The sequence below is a fragment of the Providencia manganoxydans genome (assembly GCF_016618195.1).
In the GTDB taxonomy this organism is placed as follows: domain Bacteria; phylum Pseudomonadota; class Gammaproteobacteria; order Enterobacterales; family Enterobacteriaceae; genus Providencia; species Providencia manganoxydans.
Map to the genome: position 1 here is coordinate 1,258,061 of NZ_CP067099.1, position 21,792 is coordinate 1,279,852.

9 protein-coding genes are annotated in these 21,792 nt (G+C 33.8%); 8 read left to right on the top strand and 1 reads right to left on the bottom strand.

Annotation, left to right across the window (positions count from 1 at the left end; all coding sequences use genetic code 11):
- Positions 1–64 precede the first annotated feature (64 nt).
- From mazG to JI723_RS05530, 6 genes are all read left to right on the top strand, one after another.
- On the top strand, positions 65–859 hold the full coding sequence (mazG, locus tag JI723_RS05505; protein WP_319066338.1) for a nucleoside triphosphate pyrophosphohydrolase: 795 nt from the start codon (positions 65–67) through the stop codon (positions 857–859).
- Positions 860–1,209: 350 nt separating this feature from the next.
- On the top strand, positions 1,210–1,467 hold the full coding sequence (locus JI723_RS05510; protein ID WP_319066336.1) for a hypothetical protein: 258 nt from the start codon (positions 1,210–1,212) through the stop codon (positions 1,465–1,467).
- A gap of 135 nt (positions 1,468–1,602) precedes the next feature.
- Entirely contained in the window at positions 1,603–2,055 is a 453-nt protein-coding gene (locus JI723_RS05515; protein WP_319066334.1) for a hypothetical protein, read from the top strand.
- A 779-nt stretch (positions 2,056–2,834) separates the two neighbouring features.
- Positions 2,835–4,472, top strand: a complete 1,638-nt coding sequence (pyrG, locus tag JI723_RS05520) for a glutamine hydrolyzing CTP synthase (protein WP_070925188.1) — start codon at positions 2,835–2,837, stop codon at positions 4,470–4,472.
- A gap of 62 nt (positions 4,473–4,534) precedes the next feature.
- A complete protein-coding gene (gene eno, locus JI723_RS05525) occupies positions 4,535–5,836 on the top strand; it encodes a phosphopyruvate hydratase (protein WP_070925187.1) in 1,302 nt (433 codons plus the stop codon).
- 251 nt (positions 5,837–6,087) lie between these two features.
- Positions 6,088–7,473, top strand: a complete 1,386-nt coding sequence (locus JI723_RS05530) for an SLC13 family permease (protein WP_272580221.1) — start codon at positions 6,088–6,090, stop codon at positions 7,471–7,473.
- 119 nt (positions 7,474–7,592) lie between these two features.
- On the opposite strand, the gene JI723_RS05535 is transcribed toward JI723_RS05530, so the two are convergent.
- Positions 7,593–8,531, bottom strand: a complete 939-nt coding sequence (locus JI723_RS05535; protein ID WP_319066330.1) for a two-partner secretion domain-containing protein — start codon at positions 8,529–8,531, stop codon at positions 7,593–7,595.
- 486 nt (positions 8,532–9,017) lie between these two features.
- Here JI723_RS05535 and JI723_RS05540 point away from each other — a divergent pair, with 486 nt between their 5' ends.
- Both JI723_RS05540 and JI723_RS05545 read left to right on the top strand, forming a co-directional pair.
- The gene (locus tag JI723_RS05540; protein WP_337979832.1) at positions 9,018–15,134 is read left to right on the top strand and encodes a TcdA/TcdB pore-forming domain-containing protein; all 6,117 of its coding nucleotides are present in this window, start codon (positions 9,018–9,020) and stop codon (positions 15,132–15,134) included.
- A gap of 193 nt (positions 15,135–15,327) precedes the next feature.
- Positions 15,328–21,729: a TcdA/TcdB pore-forming domain-containing protein gene (locus JI723_RS05545; protein ID WP_337979833.1), complete on the top strand. Its 6,402-nt coding sequence runs from the start codon at positions 15,328–15,330 to the stop codon at positions 21,727–21,729.
- The last annotated feature ends 63 nt before the right edge of the window (positions 21,730–21,792 follow it).

The following is a 21,792-nucleotide window of genomic DNA, read 5'->3' on the forward strand; positions in this document are numbered from 1 at the left end:
ATAATCTAAGATCCCATGTTATCCTTTGATGCATGGGATTTTTTTATGCTTAAAAGGTTAAAATATGAATTCAACAACGCCACCAATTGAACGTTTACTGGAAATTATGGCCAAGCTACGCGACCCAGAAACGGGTTGCCCATGGGATACACAACAAACCTTCAAAACTATCGCTCCCTATACCTTAGAAGAAACCTATGAGGTGATCGATGCCATTGAGCGTGAGGATTTCAGTGATTTAAAAGGGGAATTAGGTGATCTGCTATTTCAAGTCGTATTTTATGCACAAATGGCTAAAGAACAGTCATTATTTGATTTTGATGAAATTTGCCAAACGGTGAGTGATAAGCTAGAACATCGTCATCCACATATTTTTGATGCAGAAAACCATCCTGATGGTCATGCCGCGTTAGCTGGATGGGAAAAGCGTAAATCTGTTGAACGTGCGCAAAAGGCACAATTTTCTGTGCTTGATGATATTCCTAGTGCATTACCCGCATTAATGAAAGCCTATAAAATTCAAAAACGTTGCGCGTCAGTGGGTTTTGATTGGGATACGCTGGGGCCTGTGGTCGATAAGGTTCGCGAAGAGCTAGATGAGGTGATGGAAGAAGCGACTCAAGTGGTTGTTGATGAACAGCGCCTAGAAGAAGAAATCGGAGACCTACTGTTCGCGACTGTGAATTTATCACGACACCTAGGCCATAAACCCGAAATGGCACTGAACAAGGCTTGCCAGAAGTTTGAAAAGCGTTTTCGTCAAATCGAGTCACGTCTGGCGCTAGAAGGTAAAACCACTGAAACGGCAACACTTGAAGAGATGGAGCAACATTGGCAGCAGATTAAGTTAGCTGAGTAATGTTTATTTTTTCGTTATTCACTTATATTCGACTTAGATAATCATAGATATTAAATTGTTTTCTAATTTAAATTGATTTCTTATGATTGTAGTTAATTGTTATTTAATAAATTAAGTTAACATGTTAGCTTAATTTATTAGTTTTTTAATTAATACATGTCGTTTTAAAGTCTTTTAAGAGCAGCGAGTTTTTTGATTTCAAAAGTATTTTATAGGGTTTAATGTTTTTTATTATATATGCATTGTAAAATGCGTATAAAGCTATTGGTTTATTTGTGGGAAATTAACATATTATTGTTTATTAATGAAAATAAGAAAAGCATAGAGGGTATCGAATGAAATAGTTTCTTATGATATTATTATCTTATGTTATGAGTTGTTCAGCTATCGAGAACAACAAATATTGGAATATAAGGTATGATGAAAAAGGTATTCCATTAGTTGATGTTGTATTCTTAAATGAAAAACACACACTAATGTTAGATACAGGAAGTAGTTCTGGATTACATTTAGAATTGGATAGTTTTAATAAATTAAAAAATAATGATGTAAATAACATCAATGATGAAAAAGTACATCGATTTATTGATGTTACAGGAATGGAATAAAAAGTTTCTTCTATAAAAATTAGTCAATTAGAAATCTCTAATATATATTTTCGTGATTTTGAGGTCGTCAATTTAAAACCATGGGGATTAGCAATAGGTGGTGAACTTCCTAAGAGTGAGGTAATAGGTTTAGGGATGTTTAAAAATCAAATTGTTATGATGGATTTTGAAAAAAATAGAATTGAAATTTTACATTCCTTACCTAGAAATATTGATGCATGGTCATTATATTCAGTTAATAAAACCAAATCAGGATTAGTTATAAATACTATGATTGAAAAAAAATCATTACGTTTTGTTATAGATACTGCGGCAAGTCATTCGATTCTTTTTGAAGGCAAATTACCTGATAGAGTCAAATTATTAGGGTGTAATACTTTTTCACCTGATTTCCTCTATACTGATTGTAAAGTAGTTGAATTTTACATGAAAAATAGAAAGGGTGAAATTATAAAAAGTCCAGCCATGATTGTTCCTTCAGCCACGAGTGATGAGATCGATTTTGATGGATTATTAGGTATGAGTTATCTAAACAACAAAGTTATTATTATGGATTTATCTAAGGGGGATCTTTATGTTAAGAATTAGCTATATGAATGAAAGTGGACTATTTATTGTGATGAAGTTTCAAAAATAACGGAAGCTATTAATTCTCTAAAAATTACTCGCATTTTTGTTGCCCATCGTCCTGAAATGATAAAGTCTGCCGATCGAGTTTTTGATCTTCAACTCAATAGTTGGATCTCATAGCCTGAATATGCAGCATGCAATTTAATCTTTGATATGAAAAATACAGTATTAACGTGGTTTACAATCCGTGATAACGATACTGTTTTCAATTTTTAATAGCAAAGTTTCACTAGATTGATATAAAACAATAATTATTCCCTTTCTTTAATGCTGAAAGGATTTAGCTTTTCTGAGAACTATGCTAATCTATCTAAGTGATGAATAGATGAGTGTAGAGTCAGCCAGGAATGTTTGTTTTGAGTGCCATGAAGGCACTTTGACACAAAATCACCAGTCTGAAATATGTATTATACTGGTTCAGTAATGATATATGGCTATGCGACTTCCTTTAAGTTTAAGCTAAATTGCTTTTGAATGTGACGTTACTTAGTTATGGACTGAAATCTACCTAACTTGCTGAATGTTCATAATGATAGCGATATTTATGCTTGGATGTTAATCAAACCAGCTGAGGGCTAAAAAATATTTTTTCTTTTAACTTGCTGATATTAATGGGATACAGATGAAAATTAACCTTATCGTGCTTAGATCGTTTGTAGCGAAATTAAGGTTCGGGTATACTGCTTTCCCGTCCTGTTATATCCATCATCTTTTAAACCTAAACTTTCAGGTTCAGCATGAAAACTAATTATATTTTTGTGACCGGCGGGGTCGTATCCTCTCTGGGTAAAGGCATTGCCGCAGCCTCTCTGGCGGCTATACTCGAAGCCCGTGGACTCAATGTTACCATTATGAAACTGGATCCGTACATTAACGTCGATCCGGGGACTATGAGCCCAACCCAACACGGGGAAGTTTTCGTAACAGAAGACGGCGCTGAAACTGACTTGGATTTAGGTCATTATGAGCGCTTTATCCGTACTAAGATGACGCGTCGCAATAACTTCACCACAGGCCGTGTGTATTCAGAAGTTCTGCGTAAAGAGCGTCGTGGCGACTATTTAGGCGCAACAATTCAAGTTATCCCTCATATCACTAATGAAATCAAAGACCGCATCATCCGTGGTGGTGAAGGTCATGATGTTGTTCTCGTTGAAGTTGGCGGAACAGTCGGTGATATCGAATCACTGCCATTCTTAGAAGCGATTCGTCAAATGGCGGCGGAAGTTGGTCGTGAACGTACTTTGTATCTACATTTGACCCTTGTGCCATATTTGGCAGCTGCGGGTGAAGTGAAAACTAAGCCAACTCAGCATTCAGTTAAAGAATTGCTCTCTATCGGTATTCAGCCTGATGTGTTGATTTGCCGTTCAGATCGTGTGATCCCTGCAAATGAGCGTGCAAAAATTGCATTGTTCTGTAATGTACCTGAGAAAGCAGTTATTTCACTGAAAGATGTCGATTCTATCTATAAAATCCCTGGTATGTTGAAATCACAAGGCTTGGATGAATACATCTGCAAGCGTTTCAACTTAGATTGCCGCGAAGCTAACTTGGCTGAGTGGGAGCAGGTGATCTATGAAGAAGCAAACCCTACTGGCGAAGTCACTATCGGTATGGTTGGCAAGTATGTTGAATTACCTGATGCTTATAAATCAGTCATTGAAGCGCTGAAACACGGTGGTTTGAAAAATCGATTGAGCGTTAATATCAAGCTCATTGATTCACAAGATGTTGAAACTCGTGGTGTTGATCTGCTAAAAGGCTTAGATGCCATTCTTGTTCCGGGCGGTTTTGGTGAACGTGGTATCGAAGGCAAGATCATGACTGCGCGCTATGCACGCGAGAACAAAGTGCCTTATTTAGGTATTTGTTTAGGTATGCAAGTTGCTCTGATTGAATTTGCACGTAATGTTGCCAATATGGAAGGGGCAAACTCAACTGAATTTGATGCGAATTGTAAATATCCAGTTGTTGCATTAATTACTGAGTGGCGCGATGAAGAGGGTAACCTTGAAGTCCGTTCTGAAGAGAGCGATCTCGGTGGAACCATGCGTGTTGGTGGCCAACCATGTCATTTAGTTAAAGACAGTTTGGTTCGTGGTATGTATGGCGAAGAAACTATTGTTGAACGTCATCGTCATCGTTATGAAGTGAATAATCTACTGTTAAAACGTATTGAAGAGGCTGGCTTAAAAGTTGCTGGTCGTTCAGTAGATAATAAACTGGTCGAAATCATTGAAAACCCAAATCATCCTTGGTTTGTGGCGTGCCAGTTCCACCCTGAATTCACTTCAACACCAAGAGATGGTCATCCGTTGTTTGAAGGTTTTGTTAAAGCCGCTGGTAGCTACCAGAAAGGTGAGTTGAAATAAGATATGGCGAAGTAGGTTAATGGCCTACCTCCCACAATTTAACTTGTACTGAGGAAAACCTAATGTCCAAAATCGTTAAAGTGATCGGTCGTGAAATCATTGATTCTCGTGGTAACCCAACTGTAGAAGCTGAAGTTCATTTAGAAGGTGGCTTCGTTGGTTTAGCTGCTGCGCCATCAGGTGCATCTACAGGTTCTCGTGAAGCACTAGAACTGCGTGATGGTGATAAATCACGTTTTCTGGGCAAAGGCGTTCTAAAAGCTGTTGGTGCAGTTAATGGCCCAATCGCAGAAGCGCTGATTGGTCAAAATGCCAAAGACCAAGCGACTATCGATAAGATCATGATTGATCTAGATGGTACTGATAACAAATCTAAATTTGGTGCGAACGCGATCCTTGCTGTGTCTTTAGCAAATGCTAAAGCTGCTGCGGCGGCAAAAGGTATGCCTCTTTATGAGCATATTTCTGATCTGAATGGTACTCACGGCCAATATTCAATGCCTCTGCCAATGATGAATATCATCAATGGTGGTGAACACGCTGATAACAACGTTGATATCCAAGAATTCATGATCCAGCCTGTCGGTGCGCCTACCCTGAAAGAAGCTGTTCGTATGGGTTCTGAAATTTTCCATCACCTAGCAAAAGTACTGAAATCTAAAGGTATGAATACAGCTGTTGGTGATGAAGGTGGTTATGCGCCTAACTTAGAATCTAACGCTGCTGCACTGGCTGCTATCAAAGAAGCGGTTGAACAAGCAGGTTATGTTTTAGGTAAAGATGTTACTTTGGCAATGGATTGTGCTGCTTCTGAGTTCTACAACAAAGAAACTGGCAACTATGAGCTGAAAGGCGAAGGTAAAACTTTCACTTCTGAAGAGTTCACTCACTATTTAGAAGGCTTAACTAAAGAATATCCAATTGTTTCTATTGAAGATGGCCTGAATGAATCTGATTGGGATGGTTTCGCATACCAAACGAAAGTTCTTGGGGACAAAATCCAACTGGTTGGTGACGACTTATTTGTAACTAACACCAAGATCCTGAAAGAGGGTATCGACAAAGGTATCGCTAACTCTATTCTGATCAAATTCAACCAAATTGGTTCTTTGACTGAAACCTTAGCTGCAATCAAAATGGCGAAAGATGCTGGTTATACCGCGGTTATTTCTCACCGTTCAGGCGAAACTGAAGATGCAACTATCGCTGATTTAGCAGTGGGTACAGCTGCGGGTCAAATCAAAACGGGTTCAATGAGCCGTTCTGACCGTGTTGCTAAGTATAATCAACTGATCCGTATTGAAGAAGCGCTGGGTGACCGTGCGCCATTTAAAGGTCTGAAAGAAGTTAAAGGCCAAGCATAATTTAACTTATGTTAAGTTTTTATTGAAATGGAGAGCCTAGGCTCTCCATTTTTTTACCTTAAATTTAGTCGATAAAATCGATAGTTTTTTGTATTTCAAATGAAAAAATAGTTTAATTGCGCGTTTCAGATCTCAAAATTAGATCATCTACATTTGAATTTCATTCAATTAACTTTATATTCCCTCCACTGTAAATAAATCTTAACAAGAGCTTGAGGTGCATAGCACTAATATCAGCCGAGGGAACAAATATGGATGCGTCTGAATCCTTAAAACCCGCTGTAGGACCAACCCCATCTAATGTAAAGGGCTGGGTTATTTTAGCTATTGATATCGTATTGCTAATTCTACTTTTAAAGTATCTGCCATTTGATGATAAAGCGAATGCAGGCTTAGCAATGATGGTATTTATTGGCGTGCTTTGGCTAACAGAGGCAATACACGTAACTATCACAGCATTATGTATTCCAATCTTAGCGGTTGGGCTTGGGTTAATGAATACAGGGGATGCCCTCAAGTCATTTGCTAATCCCATCATTTTCTTATTCTTTGGCGGTTTTGCTTTAGCAACAGCTCTGCATATTCAAGGGCTTGATCGATTAATTGCTAACCGTTTATTAATGGTTGCGCGTGGTCGCTTATCCGTTGCCGTTGTACTGTTATTTGGTGTGACGGCATTACTATCAATGTGGATTAGTAATACTGCAACAGCTGCAATGATGCTTCCATTAGTGTTAGGGATCCTCTCTAACTTAGATGTGCGTCATGAACGTAATACCTTTGTATTTGTTTTACTTGGTGTCGCATACAGTGCGAGTATTGGTGGTTTAGGGACTATCGTGGGTAGCCCACCAAATGCGATCGCAGCTTCGGCACTGGGCTTAGACTTTTTATCATGGATGAAATATGGCATTCCAATTATGGTGGTGCTGTTGCCTATGATGTTTGTTCTGATGTTTATGATGCTACGTCCAAATTTGAAGCATCGTTTTGAATTAGAATTAGAACATGTGAAATGGAATGGCAAGCGCATTACAGCAATGGTGATTTTCTTATTAGCAGTAGTTTGCTGGATCACCAGTACGTTTATCAGCGAAGCATTAGGCGGTGTTAAAGATCTCGATACCATTATAGCGGTGAGTGCTGCAATACTTATTGGTGTCACAGGTGTTGCTAGCTGGGCGCAAATTCAGAAAAATACCGAGTGGGGCGTATTGATGCTGTTTGGCGGAGGCTTAACCCTTAGTGCAATACTAAGCTCGTCAGGCGCAAGTAAGATCATGGCTGACTGGATGCAAATGACATTTGGTCAAAGCCATTGGTTTATCATTATACTCGCTGTCACCACTTTTATCATTATCTTAACTGAGTTTACCAGTAATACAGCGAGTGCTGCATTGTTAGTACCTATTTTTGCGACGGTTGCTGAAGCGCTAGGTATGCCAGTTATGGTTCTAACTATGATTATTGGTATTGGCGCATCCTGTGCCTTTATGTTACCTGTGGCCACACCACCGAATGCGATTGTATTTGGTTCAGGTTATATCAGGCAGATAGAGATGGTACGTGTTGGCGCCGTATTAAACGTAGCGTGTATTATCGTTATTTCATTGTTTGCTTGGTTCGTCTGGATGTAATTAATAAGCAGATAATATAAGAAAATGCAGCAGCCTTATTTTGAGGCTGCTGTTTGTTTGATAAATTTAATGAGAAACTTTGTCGCTACAGATATGAGTTGTTGAGTTTTTAACTTTTATTAATCAGTCATATTTTGCCCAACTAAAGTTTGTTGATTACTTCCTAATCGTATTCTACCAGTGACAGAAAGTTGGCTATCTCCCTGTAATGAAAAATTCATTGCCTCTATTAACCCTTTAATATCAATTTTATTTTGTGGGCACATAAAACTATCTTTGCACTGATACTGATGGCTTTCTAATAGGATTGAGCGACCCATTAACTTTGCATTTTCACCTAACTCAAAATGGCTTCCATGGCTGTGCATTGCGGTCGATTTAAATTTGCTACCAGAGCGAAGTGCACCTTCATTGATAGATAATGAGGCATGGCCAGAGGAGCTCAGATAGTTTTGGACTGCTGATGTAATATTGACTGCATTTTGTAGCTTGATACGATCGGCAAAAATGTTGATTTTAGCAAGTTGAATGGGGGTTGCTTGAGTGTGATTGATTGTAACTTGGCTATTAGGAGACACTGAAAACTTTAATTGAGTATAGTCTTTTAATGGTTTAGGAATAAGTTTACTTGGATCTGTTTTATCTTTAATAAATTGCCTTTCAAAATTTCCTGCGACTAGCGATAAGCTGCTTATATTACTTACAGAACCATTATTCCATGTGATCCCATTAGGGTTAGCTATCACTAGATTAGCTATTTGGCCTTTTATCCCTAACACACCTTTCAGGTTAGTTGCTTCATTTCCTGTGACTTCAGCTAATATCAACTTAGCTGCTTTTCCGCCTAGTGCTTGATTATCATTTATATCATTATTAAAAATTAAACCATGTTCATTAGATGAGAGTGTTTCAAAACTATTAAATGAAATATGATTATCAAGAGGCTCGACAATATTAATCACTTTCACTTGATTGATATCAGGAGATATTGTTGCAACTGCTGAATTTCCAATTAAAACTAAGGTTAGTAGATAAATGAAATTAAATGTATATTTCATGATAACACTCCATGTTGTGAAGGAAATTTATTCTTATCTTTAATTGTAATATCAAATCTATTAATTTTGGTTTTCTAATATTTATTAATGGCTTAATAAATAAAATGTTTTATACTCTACATACTTCAAGGTGCAAAGGTGTTGACTACGATACGCTTGTCAATTCACAACATTTATCTATGCTCCACGACTATCTTGACTTGTCGCTTACCTGCCTATCGAATTATTTAAAGTATATATATTTAAAATTGAACTTTATACTCTGGATGAAAATTTTTTATGATTAACTGATGATTGATTTTAAAAACAATGTTTTTAATTTAATTTGTTTTTTGTATTAAATAAATTTTCATTATTTAGTGTTGGCAATCAAATTATTGACTTGAGATATTTTAATGATTATTGTTGCTAGGTTGAAATTCTATTTTAATTAATATTTCAAATTGTTTTTTTATTTCATAAGTGTTTATTATAAGGATATATTAAATGCGAAGTAATAATTATCGTTTAATGATTAATACCCGAGAAAAATGTAATGAGGTTATATATTTAATCGTCAAAACTTTACTAGATCATCAATTAAAAACAGGTTTGACAAGCACGATTCCTTTAAAGAATGGCATTGCTAGCGCTGCTGTTCAAGTATTTTCTGCTAACCCATTGAAATTTACTAGAACACATGTAATGAGAAGCGATTATATCTCAAGATTAGGGCAATTACCTGCACATGGTCGTGCCCAATTTGTTGAAGTAGAGCCTGATCATTATGATATTGAATTTGTTTATAATCCATCGAGGTTAAGTGATCAATTAAGCATTGATGCATATTTTTTAGGGTATAATGGTGCTGTTCAATCAGCTAAAACACCCGCTTATGTCGATATTCCAATTAATGCAGCAGAAAATAGCTTCTTATTTACTGGTTCGCTAACCGGAGGATCGATAGTGGTGACTAAGCTTAATGAGACGACATATCGGGTTTATCATGATGGTCGGGCTAATAGCTCTTTATTATATGATAATGTCGTGATGGCAATTGATTACCGTGATTATCAAGTTTCTAGCTCAGACGATGCTTTGGGAATGGCTTATATGCGATTTCAAGATAAACAATGGCAATTAGTCATACAACGTCAGGAACATGAAATCATTGATGGGATGCCAACTTTCAGATTAAATACTAATAAAACAATAGTAAGTACATTCTCCCCAGATCCTCAGTGGGTTGAAAATCACCAACAAATATTTTCAACCTATCGAGAAGAAGTTCATCAAAAGCTAAAGCAGGTTGCATTTTATTTTGGTGTTGAAGAAGAGGATATCAGCGATGGCACTTATGTTGATGGCGAATTCTCATTAACTCATCCAGCTATTCTACCCTGGTTAAATTTTAAAAATGAAATAAATAAACGTTATGAAGAAAAAATTCAACACATTAATAATCAGATTATTAAAGTTAAAGATGAATTAGATAAAATAAAGTGGAAAAATAGAAGAAGTGAAGAGGATAATGCTAGAATTGATTTAGGTATCAAGATAATCGAAGGTAAAGAAAAGGCTATTGAATATTATAGAAGAAACTATTTATCAGTGTTAACAGAAGTTAGTTCTGTAGAACAAAGCTGGTTATGGCTACAGATTAAAAATAAAAATGGATTTAGTGCAGTTGTTCAGGATAAAGATGAGGCTATTGGGCAAGGAACATCAAATATAGAAATAAATAAACGTTATGATTTAATGGTTCATGAAAATGTTATATCTGGTAATCATGAATTTAATCAAGGAATTAAAAATTCTGACAGTGTTTCTATTCAAAATGTTAATGAGGATATGAGCTCATTAGCAATGAAATCTGTTTATTTAAATTCTGAGTTGAGTATGAGTGAGAGAGGTGCATTATATCAGAAAATTGAAGATAAAGTTGCACTTGAGCACAATATGCACGTGTTGAAATTAACATCTAAAACTAATGAGCTGTTTCAACATCATGGAAGTATTAATAGTCGATTAGCACCGCAAGATTTTTATTTGCCATTAATGGGGGATAGATCTGGAGGGCGTTGTTACCCTTTAGTAAGGGCTATGGCCGTTGCCTTGACGAAAGATGGTCTAAAAGGTGCTAATACACTACTAGATAAAATATTTTTAGCAGCTGCATTATCAACGACTGATAACTCTATTTTGTTAAAGGATGCATTAAAAAAGCTTCATTCAAATATTTATGCAACGCAAGCTTCTGAATCTCTTGGTCGTCTTAACTTAGATGAAATAAAGAGCGAGTTGGGTCGAGATGATATAGAAAAAATGTACGCTCTTAATACTACTACACATGCAATGCTACTTGGAAAAAATATACATGATGGGAATACCTATTATTATTTTTATGATCCTAACTTTGGTATTTTTGAATTTGATAGTATTGATAAATTATTTTCTTCATTAAATGATTTTATGGTAAAAGACAAGATGGGAACAATCTATCTTGCTCTAGGTTCAGAACAGCAACCTATCTTTGAACTTATATCAATAAATACATCTGAAATGGCTAATGTACCTATCGGTGGAGGATTAACGGTAACAGATTTATCAAATAAAAATGAATTAAATGATGTTATTACTCATCGTAAGTATGTGAGTGATTTTATTGAAAGTAAGGATAATGTTTTAAAAGACTTACAGATACAAGCTTCTTTACATATTTTACAAGCAGAGCAATGGAAGGATAAGATTAATCACTCTTATAATGAAATAACACAACTCAATAACTTAAATGAACAGTGGATAGCTAACTTTTCAAATATAGAAATATTGGCGGATGGAAAATATCGTATTCAGTTTATTAATAGGAGCCAAGAAGTTAGTGATTGTTGGATAGAAACATCAGATAAAACATTTAATGACTTTAGAAACTACTTCGCTAAAAATATGCAAATGTTTCAAAGTAATTATTCATTTAATAACTGGGAGTTTCAGGCTGGCGCTAATATAAGTGGTATAGAACAAATAAATGGTATGAATGCGGGAATGGCTTTTTATGCATTATTAGAAGATATGAAAGATAACAGTGGGGATATAGATAATAAAAGTTCATCGAATCTTAATACTGCTTTAAGAATTCATAGTTATATCAGCTATGCTACGATGGTGCAAGGCGAGATTCATGACTCAGCTAGGATCTCTCAGTTAGTGCATACCTTGCTGAGAGAGGAAAATGAAATTGAAAAAATAAAATTTGAGAAATTCTCATCAGCATTAATGAAAACAGCAAATGAAAGCATTGGAAGAATTTATCAAGAAACATTGATTGGGCTAGATATTTATGAGTTGGCTAATGCGCAAAATGAAGCGGAACGATCTGTTTTTGGAACACAATTAGCTTTTGACTCAGTAATAAGTCTTGAATCTGGTATATCTATATTAGGAGCGGAAAATATTGCAGAGCTAGTTGAACCTTTATCTATACCTATTTTTGGGGTGGGTATTGGTATTATTGAACTTGTTAAGATTAATGCCCTACATGCAGAAGAGGCAGCTCAGGTTGGTAATTATTTTTATCATCTAAAAAATGGGTATAAAAATGCTAAGTTAGCCTATGATCCTGAAAAAAAATGGATATTATCCACAGATTATATTGTATATAAGAGGATTAATTTTCGCTGGGAATATTTTGTACTCGACAGCCAATATATTTATCGTAGCAAGTATGGTCTAAATGGTAGCGGTGATGAAGATTATATTAGTATTTGGGGGGCTAATCCTAGTTCAATAATTAATAAAGATGAAGCAATTAATATTCGAGAAGCAGTAGGCGCTGATATGACGATCATTAGGTTTGATCCAAGCCAAACAGATACAATGATCTTGCCTATTGTTCCTAAATCGTATATTGATTATGAATATGGTAGTCTTGCTTTTTCTAGTTATCGTCATGATACAGGATTTGATATCCTTAGAGACATGGAACATAAATATCGCTTTGATTTTGATTTTTTCCATGGTGCTTATCATAAAATTATCACAAAATTAAAACATGAATATATTTATACATCTATAGAAATTATTTTAGATGAGAATAATCGACATTTAATTGTTCCGAATATACCTGAGCCTTGGAAAAATAAATTGCTTCATGTAGTAAAAGGATATGGTGGTGAATACAGAATTAACATTAATTATGGTGCGTCATTATCTTTGCAGGATGATACCGAAGATAAAAAAGTATCAAAGTGGATTATTGATACAAGTTTTGTAAATGGTTCTGATATACAGTTATTAGATGATCGACTGACAATAGATTGGGTAAATATTTATATTGATGAACTAAATAAAAACTCACAACTTTTAATAATTAATAAAAAAAATGAGTTATATCAAGTAAACTTAATTGAAAATAAACTAAGTATGGTTGCTACAGATGCTAGCCAATGGGGAGTAGGTATTACTGCCGAACAATACTTTTCATCAATAAAAAATAAAAGCTATTTAAATAATGAATTTGTTATTATACATAATTATTTTCATGATGGATATAATGTTGGACTAGCTTATTATGAAGTCGCTAATAACCGAATAATATTTACTAACTCTTCAAATGAGAACTATCACTCGTCAATATTGGGTGCTGTTGATGGTCCACATGCTTATTTCTTTTCTCCAAATACATTAATGATTTGGAGAGTTAATATTGAAAATGGAAATATAAGTGCTACTTATGATAACTTTAGTTTGTGGGATTCTACATCAAAAGTAATTTCTCTATGGAAAGAAAATGAATGTGTACTGATAAAAATTAGTTCTCAAAGAGATAATTTGGAAATTATTAGTGAATATCAAATTATAGGTTATGAACTTGAATTGTTATCGGTCTCAAATAATATAGCATTAATAGATAAAATAGCTCTTACCGCTACTAGTAATGTAGAGGATGATATTCAGTCAATATCTACTTTATTAGGGGGCGATCAGGGCTCTTTGCGAGCAGTGAGTGGTATTTATCATGATGTACAAATCAAAAATGCAAAATTAATGACAATAGATGGGAAAGATAGTGAAGGGATTAATCGTCGTTATTGGCTACGTACTGATAGTAAAACTTTGATTAAACCAAATCTAGAAGCATCATTTTATACTCATAGCGATCGTACTGGCAATATAATACAATGGACTCCACCAAATGATTTAATGTTTATCGGCAGATTGTTTTCTAGCAGCGGAATGGAGGTGTTTTTCTTTTACAGCCGATGTGAAGATAAAATTTATAGGCAGGAAGGGCTGGGTCAAGATATTATAGAAAATGGTAATCCAACAGCTAAAATAATACAAGGATTAAATGAGATTGAATATGCTACCACATTGTATGGAAATATTCTTATTGTTAATAAACAGGGTGAAGTAAAACAGTTAAATATTGATGGCGGTAGTCAAATAGTTGGTGTTAATAATAAATGGCTTAATTTTAAAGAAGGGGAGATTTCTTGGTGGTCAAGATTAGATAAAAATTATAAAGAAGCGGAAATTTTGATAACATTATTAGGATTAAAATATGGAGAGGTAAAATTACCAGCATGGTATTTTAAAGGGAAAATAATTATTGCTCATACTTTATCATCATCACATCAGTTAGAATTTTTAGGGATTGATAAAGAAAATAATGGAGCTTATATTTTTGATATCACAACAGGTAAGTTATTTTACCAAGAAATTACCAATAATGATTCAATAAATAAAAGCATAGGTAATACTCCTTCAATAATAGAAACAGTTCAGTATTTACCTAAAAGCGTACCTATTTATGAAGATTTGCAATTTAAGAATATTAAAAGTTTTGGTGATGGACTAATGATGATAACTAAAAATAATGAAATTATTTATCATCCCATGTCTAGTAGTGATGTTAATAATCAAGGAAGTAAACTGGGTTCTTCTTTATTAATTATGGGAACTGAGGGTAATGATATAATTATCCCAACTAGGGTATCAGATGTTGAATATATTATATTAAGTGCTGGTGAAGGAAAGGATATATATCAACTTAAACCTGATGATTGGGTGAAATATAAAGCTATTATTATTGATAATTTTTCCACAGATAAAGAAATAGATGAAATTATTTTACCGATTAAGGATTGTTTCGATGATTTATTATTTGAAAGGAAAGGGGATGATATAATTATTTCGGATGTTGTAAATGATACATTGATTATCTTACGTAGAGTATTTGGTTCGCAGGCAGAATCATACCGACATTTTAAAATTAAAGTTGAAGGTTATTCCTTTTACTTAGATGTAGGCACAATTATAAATTGTTTGGATGGGCAAGAGCTACCAATTTCTTTTTATATGATAAGAGATGAAAATGACTCTATATATGTAGATTTACATGTAAATCCAATCTCAAGTCAAAGCTCAGGATTAAATTTAAATACAGAACAAACTATAGCTCCAGATTCAAGAGTAAGCTTAAGATCACGAAGTAGAACAAATTTACTCCGTGAAAGAATGAGTTTAATATATGATGATAAATCATTCAGTAATGTAATGGATAATGTAAACACAAGAGAAAACATTAGAGCATTAGATTTCTTTAATACTTACAGTAAGTAGATTTATCTGTGGTCTATGTTTATTGAAATACATTAATAAATAGCTTTTTATAAAACTATAATTTTTTGTAATATGATGGCAGTTTTTTAATAAATAATTATAGGAATAACTTTTATTTTAAAATTTAATTGTTTTATTATTATTTTGATATTATTTTTATTAATTAACACATTGTTGGTTATAAGGGGAACATATGCAAAAGAAAAACTGCCATTTATTCATCTTGAAATTAATGGGGGATGATTTTATTGATATTAAAAATACACTTTATGATATGAATAAGTGGAGTAATTCTAATGGCTATAGCTATTTTATAAAAATAACAAATAAACAAAATAGACTAAAAAAAGATATAGAAAGGTTGGGTGAATCATTTGTTTATTATAATAAATGGTTTAAAAATCAAAATACTAATGATGAAAATAGGAAGTTATTTGCTGGTAAGGTTGAGGTCAGCAAAGAGTTAGGGCGAAATATTCATATTGGGGTACAAGGGCTGTCTAGAGGAGGGATTATAACCTTTATATTAATTCAAAAACTATTGGCTAATTATTTGGTTGATAGGCAATTTAAATACATATTAAAAACAAAAGCCGATAGTATGAATGAGCGTATATTGGCATTACAAGCTCGGGATGAGCTTAATATAAAGTCAGCACTAGGGAGGAGCTTAGTGCTAAGAAATGGTCAAGCAAGTCAAGATATCCAGCAGTTCAACATGGATCCTTTGGCATTCATGAGTAAGAATGCAATTAGTGGTGATAGCATGACAAAAATGGGGCGCCTCCCTACTCAGGGCCGTGCCCAATTGGTGAAAATAGATCCCCATAGTTATGCGATTGAATATGTTTATCATCCTTTAGTTCAAAATGAAAACTTAAGTGTTGATAGTTATTTTTTAGGCTACAACGGAGCAAATCAATCAGCTAAAAATCCAGCTTATATCGATATTCCAATCATTGCTGCGGAGAATAGCTTTGTTTTTACGGGCTCTTTAACTGGGTGTTCTGTGGTCGTGACTAAATTAAATGATACAACTTATCGGGTTTATCATGATGGTCGTGTAAATAGTTCGCTGCTTTACGACAACGTGATGATGGCTTTTGATTACCGCGATTACCAAATTTCAGGTACTGATGAAGGCCTTGGAATGGCTTATATGCACTTTAAGAATGGGCAATGGCAGTTAATACTACAAAGGCAAGAGTATAAGGTTACGCGTACAGGAGTGATCCCTGTATTAAGAGGAAATGAAGCATCAATAAGTATACTATATGCAGATGAACAATGGACTGAAAATAATCTACAAAAATTTTTAAGGTATAGGGAACAAGTTCACAATAAATTAAAAGAATTAGCATCTCGCTACGAAATTAACACAAATAATATTGTTGATAGTCATTACGTTGACGGTGATTTTTCCTTAACACATCAAGCAATTGAACCTTGGCTAAATTTAATTAATCAAATTAAATCTCATATAGAAAGAGTTCATGATACTAATACACAGCGATTTTTATTGAATGAAATTAATTCTGTATTAAGTGAAGCAAAGTCAGTTGAACGTAGTTGGCTATGGTTACAAATTAAAAATAAGCAAGGCTTTGAGTCCGTTGTTCAAGTTGATGTAGAGGCACTAGGAAGTGGGTTAGGTAATATATCGATTGATAGGCGATACGATCTCGCTGTGCGTGCGCATATCAGAAATAATAATGTGGAATTTAATGAGGGAAATGAAAAATATAAAGAAATAGTCATTACTGGCTTCAGTGATGGTATGACTTCCACCGAAATGAAATCATTGTATTTAAATAATAATTTAAGCATAAAAGAACGCGGTGCACTTTATCATCATATTGAGGATTCTCTAGCAAAAGAATATATTGATAATATATTAAAGTTGAGTGCTAAGGTGAATATATTATTTCAACGACATGGTGCGATTTATACTCATCTGGCACCTCAGGATTTTTATTTACCTTTAATGGGGGATAATTCTGGAGGACGATGTTATCCATTGGTAAGAGCGATGGCTGTTGCACTTGCTAACAAGGGGCGAGTAGATGCAAATGTTCTTTTAAATAAATTATTTTTAGCGGCAGGAGCGCCTACAGAAGAAAACTCTATTTTATTAAAAACATCATTAAAAAATCTTCATTCGAATGTTGATGCGGTACAAGCATCTAGCTCCCATGGGCAATTTAATTTAAATGAAATACACTCTAAGCTTATTGAAGCCAGTTCTACAGAGATGTATGCTTTGGTTACTAGAACACATGCGATGTTAATAGGAAAAACAGTTAATGAAGACAATGTAAGTTATCATTTTTATGACCCTAACTTCATTAATCTAGGCTATGATAATGTTGAGCATCTTTTTTCTGCACTGAATGAGTTTTTTATAAAAAATAAAATGGCTTCAACGTATAAAGCGTTAGGTTCAAAATCGATACCAACGTTTGAGTTAATCTCGATCAACACTGAAGCTATGGGTGAAGTATCAATTGGCAATGGTATTAAAGTCAGCGATTTATCAAATAACGCTGATTTATATATGATAGCGAGTCAACAAAAAGAATTAAACCATTTTATCGAACAACAAAATAATATTACTAAGGATTTACAAATACGTTCATCATTAGAGCTTTTAAAAGCTGAGCAATGGGGAAAGAGGGTCTCTGATGCTTATAATATATTAATATCTACTCAATACAGAGATAACGATCCGACAACGGTTGGATATTTGCTATATGATAAGTGGCTTCCAAATTTTTCTAATATAGAAGCTGTCAGTGATGAAAAATATAGAATTCAATTTATTTCTCAGGAAGATACATTAAATACTCGATGGGTCGAAACCACAGATAAAACATTTATTGAATTCAAAGAGTATTATAATAATAAATTACAATCTTTTAAAAAAATCTATTCATTTGAAAATGGAGAATTTCAGCGAGAAACTCATGTTAGTAATATAGAGCATATTGATGGAATTAATGCAGGTATGGCTCTTCAAACACTCTTTCAGTATATATCGAATAAAAATAGAAATGAAATGGCTTATGGTGGGTCATTAAATTTAAAAGTGGCTCTTAAAATTCACAGCTATGTAAATTATGCCATGATCGCCCATGGCACAGTAAGTGATACTGTTAAAGTGACAAAGTTAGTACATTCTTTGTGGAAGCAAGGAAATACACTTGAAAAAGAAGCCATGGAAAGCTTTTCAGCATCGTTAGCTCGGAGTGCTGGAGAGAAATTAGCCGTTGTTCTTCAAGTTGCATCGGTTGGATTAGATATTTATGAATTAGCTAATGCAGAAAATGAGCCTCAAAGAGAAGTGTATGCTACCCAATTAATATTTGATACTACAATTTTAGCTACCAGTGTTGTTGAGTATGGTGCCTCAATAGCTGCAATTGAAAGTCTTCAAGGTGTTTTTGGGCCTTTAGCTGTTCCTCTTATGGGGATAGGTATCGGTATAACTGAACTAGTTAAGATAAATGCTCAACATGCACAGGAGGCAGCCTCAGTCGGTGCATATTTTGCCACTTTAAAGCGATCATATGAAAATGCACATTTAATTTACGATACAGATAGAAAATTGATACTTCCCTCCGATAATGTTGTCTATAAATCGATTAATTTCCGTAATGGGGAGCTGCTACTTGATAGCCAATATATTTATCGTGGCAAAGAGGGGGTTATATGGACTGGAGAGGCATTTTTTCCTCGAAATATTATTACTGACTTTGGATCTAACCCTGGTAGTGACACCAGTAAAGATAAAGCGATTAATGTAAGAGAAGCAGTTGGCGTTACTCATACCAAACAACAATTTGATAAAACGTTATTTGGTATCGTGGTATTGCCCGTTGTTCCTAAATCATATATTGATTATGAATATGGTTCTCTTGCTGGAGCGACCTCACGTGATGATAACGGTTTTTCAATTCTTAGAAATATGGAGTGGAAGTATCAGTTTTATTTTGATTTTTATCATGCGCTTTCTGAAAAAATTATTACAAAGTTACATTTTGAATATGAATATACAACGATGAGTATTCTTTTAGATAAAAAAGATGCTCATTTAATTGTGCCAAATATACCTGAAGAATATAGAAATAAATTACTTCATTTTATCAAAGGGTATGGAGGATCTTATAGAATTAATATTAATCATGGAGCCGCTCTGAGATTACAAGATGAAGCTGTAAATGATGAATGCTCAAAATGGATTATTGATGCAAGTTTCGTCGATGGAGATAGGTTTGATTTTTATAACAATAGAATAGAAATTGATGGAGTACCTATTTATATTGATGAGTTAGGTAAAACTGGAGTAATAACTATTGTTAATAAAATGCATGAGCTATATCAATATAAATTAGCTAATTCAAAGTTAACTATGCAGGCAACTGATGCCAGTCAATGGCAAGATGATAGTGGAGATGAATTGGATGAGGAAATAGCATTCAATTCAAAAGTAACAAGATTAAAAAAAAGACTATCATTCGAACAATACTTTAATCAATTAGAGAGTAAAAACTTTATTGATACTCCCTATATTGTTGTTCACAATTATCAGCATAATCATAAAAATGTCGGTCGCTCTTATTATGATACTAAACATAAAAGAATGATATTCACTGAGGCATATGGTAAGCAATATCGTTCAGGTGTGCTCTCGTTAGTCGATAACGATTATGCCTATTTTATTTCTGATGATAAGACATTAGCTTGGTATGTTGATATTAATAGTGGGAAAATTAAAGGAACTTATGATTTTTCAAAAATAAAAGTAAATAATGACACAGCAATAGTAAATTATATATGGAAAAGAAATGACCTAATCTTTATTGAAGCTAGTATTAAAATTAGAGATAAAGAGGTTATTGCTAGATTTACACCATATGAAAAAACTCTTTTACTTAACAGGTTAACAAATAATTCTTATTTGCTTGACAATTTGGCGAATACAGCAACTGAAAACCTTCCTGATAAATTTAAATTTATCGATTATTTACTTTATCACCCATCAGATGAGCTCACCGTTACTGAAAAAAATAATGTACTTGACTCTATTTATAATGATGATGTATTAGAAATTGATGGAAAAGATAGTAATGGAATTAATCGTCGTTATTGGTTAAGGATGAGTTCTAATACACTGATAAAACCAAATATTGAATCTAGTATTCACTCACCAAATAATATTATAAATAATAAAAAATGGACTCCTCCTGATGATGTAAAACTAGGAGGAAGCTTAATTGATGATACAGGCAATGAAATATTTTTCTTTTTTAGTAAAAAAGAAAATAAGGTTTACCGTCAGGAAGGTTTGGGACAAGATAAACTGGATGATAATGTACCTACAGCTAAAATAATTGCAGATATTCCATTTATTGATAATGTTATTCAAGATAATGGTAAGCTATTACTTATTGGAGAATTTGGTGGTATTGAACAAATTTATGCCGATGGAAGTATGCATTTAGTGGCTTTTAATAAAACATGGCTTAAAAATACAAGCAATAATATGACTTGGTGGATGAAATTAGAGCAGTACTATACAGATCTCACCCATCCTATAGCATTATTGGGGCTTAAAGATCTTCATAGTAACTTAGTTCCTGCATGGTATTTTAAAGGAAAAACAATTATTGCCAAATCCTTAGCATCTTCACATAAGTTAAACTTTGTCGGTTTTTCTGATGATTATCAAGGCGGATATATTCTTGATACAATAACAGGTAAATTACATTATCAAAAGGCAGTGCAGTATAACGAATTAGAGGGAGCGTTTGGTGAGTCTCTTGTTATGATTGAAGATACTCATTTTTTACCAGAGGCTACCATAATCTATCCTAATTTAATATTCAAAGACGTTAAATTAGTTGATGGAGGGCTATTATTGATAATGGAAAATAATGGAGTTATTTATCACCCAGTATCTAATGATTACGAAGTTAGAAATAAATATACATTAGGATCTTCTTTAGTTATCAATGGAACTAACTATGATGATTTTCTTCATGTCAACAAAATAGGTGATGTGAAACATCTTACAGTAAGTGGTGGAGAAGGTATTGATATTTATAAATTTAATTATCAAGATTGGCAACAGTATGATTCGATTATTATTGATAATTATGCTGTATATAAAGAAGTAGATTATATCGATCTATCCATTGATGATGGTCTTGATAAACTTTTTATTAAACGCAGTGGTGATGATTTAGTGGTGTTTGATATTGAGAATAAAACTTCTCTTATTTTAATGGGAATATATAGCTCGAAATATGAATATTATCGTCATTTTGAAATTAGAATCAATGATAACGTATATAATTTGCATGCAGAGTTTATGGCTGATTTCTTTAGAGATAAAAACCTTTCGGTGGCGATACTAACATTACTAGTCGCACAATCTTCTAGTAATGCATATCAAAATAAATCAAAAAGCTATTCTGTATTATCTGAGCAAATAAGCCAAATGAGAAATAGTGGCTTATCAAGCTCGCTTTTGAATAACCGAATGGTGAAACCACTAGCAAATGATGCAGTTTTAGCTATTCAAGAGACCCATTAGTTCATAATCACTATAAAATAAAAAGGGCCACAATTATCTGTGACCCTTAACTATGATTTTATT

Excerpts from the sequence above, each read along its gene's own strand:
- mazG (WP_319066338.1), top strand. The coding sequence starts at position 65 with ATGAATTCAACAACGCCACCAATTGAACGTTTACTGGAAATTATGGCC.
- JI723_RS05510 (WP_319066336.1), top strand. The coding sequence starts at position 1,210 with ATGATATTATTATCTTATGTTATGAGTTGTTCAGCTATCGAGAACAAC.
- JI723_RS05515 (WP_319066334.1), top strand. The coding sequence starts at position 1,603 with ATGTTTAAAAATCAAATTGTTATGATGGATTTTGAAAAAAATAGAATT.
- pyrG (WP_070925188.1), top strand. The coding sequence starts at position 2,835 with ATGAAAACTAATTATATTTTTGTGACCGGCGGGGTCGTATCCTCTCTG.
- eno (WP_070925187.1), top strand. The coding sequence starts at position 4,535 with ATGTCCAAAATCGTTAAAGTGATCGGTCGTGAAATCATTGATTCTCGT.
- JI723_RS05530 (WP_272580221.1), top strand. The coding sequence starts at position 6,088 with ATGGATGCGTCTGAATCCTTAAAACCCGCTGTAGGACCAACCCCATCT.
- JI723_RS05535 (WP_319066330.1), bottom strand. The coding sequence starts at position 8,531 with ATGAAATATACATTTAATTTCATTTATCTACTAACCTTAGTTTTAATT.
- JI723_RS05540 (WP_337979832.1), top strand. The coding sequence starts at position 9,018 with ATGCGAAGTAATAATTATCGTTTAATGATTAATACCCGAGAAAAATGT.
- JI723_RS05545 (WP_337979833.1), top strand. The coding sequence starts at position 15,328 with ATGCAAAAGAAAAACTGCCATTTATTCATCTTGAAATTAATGGGGGAT.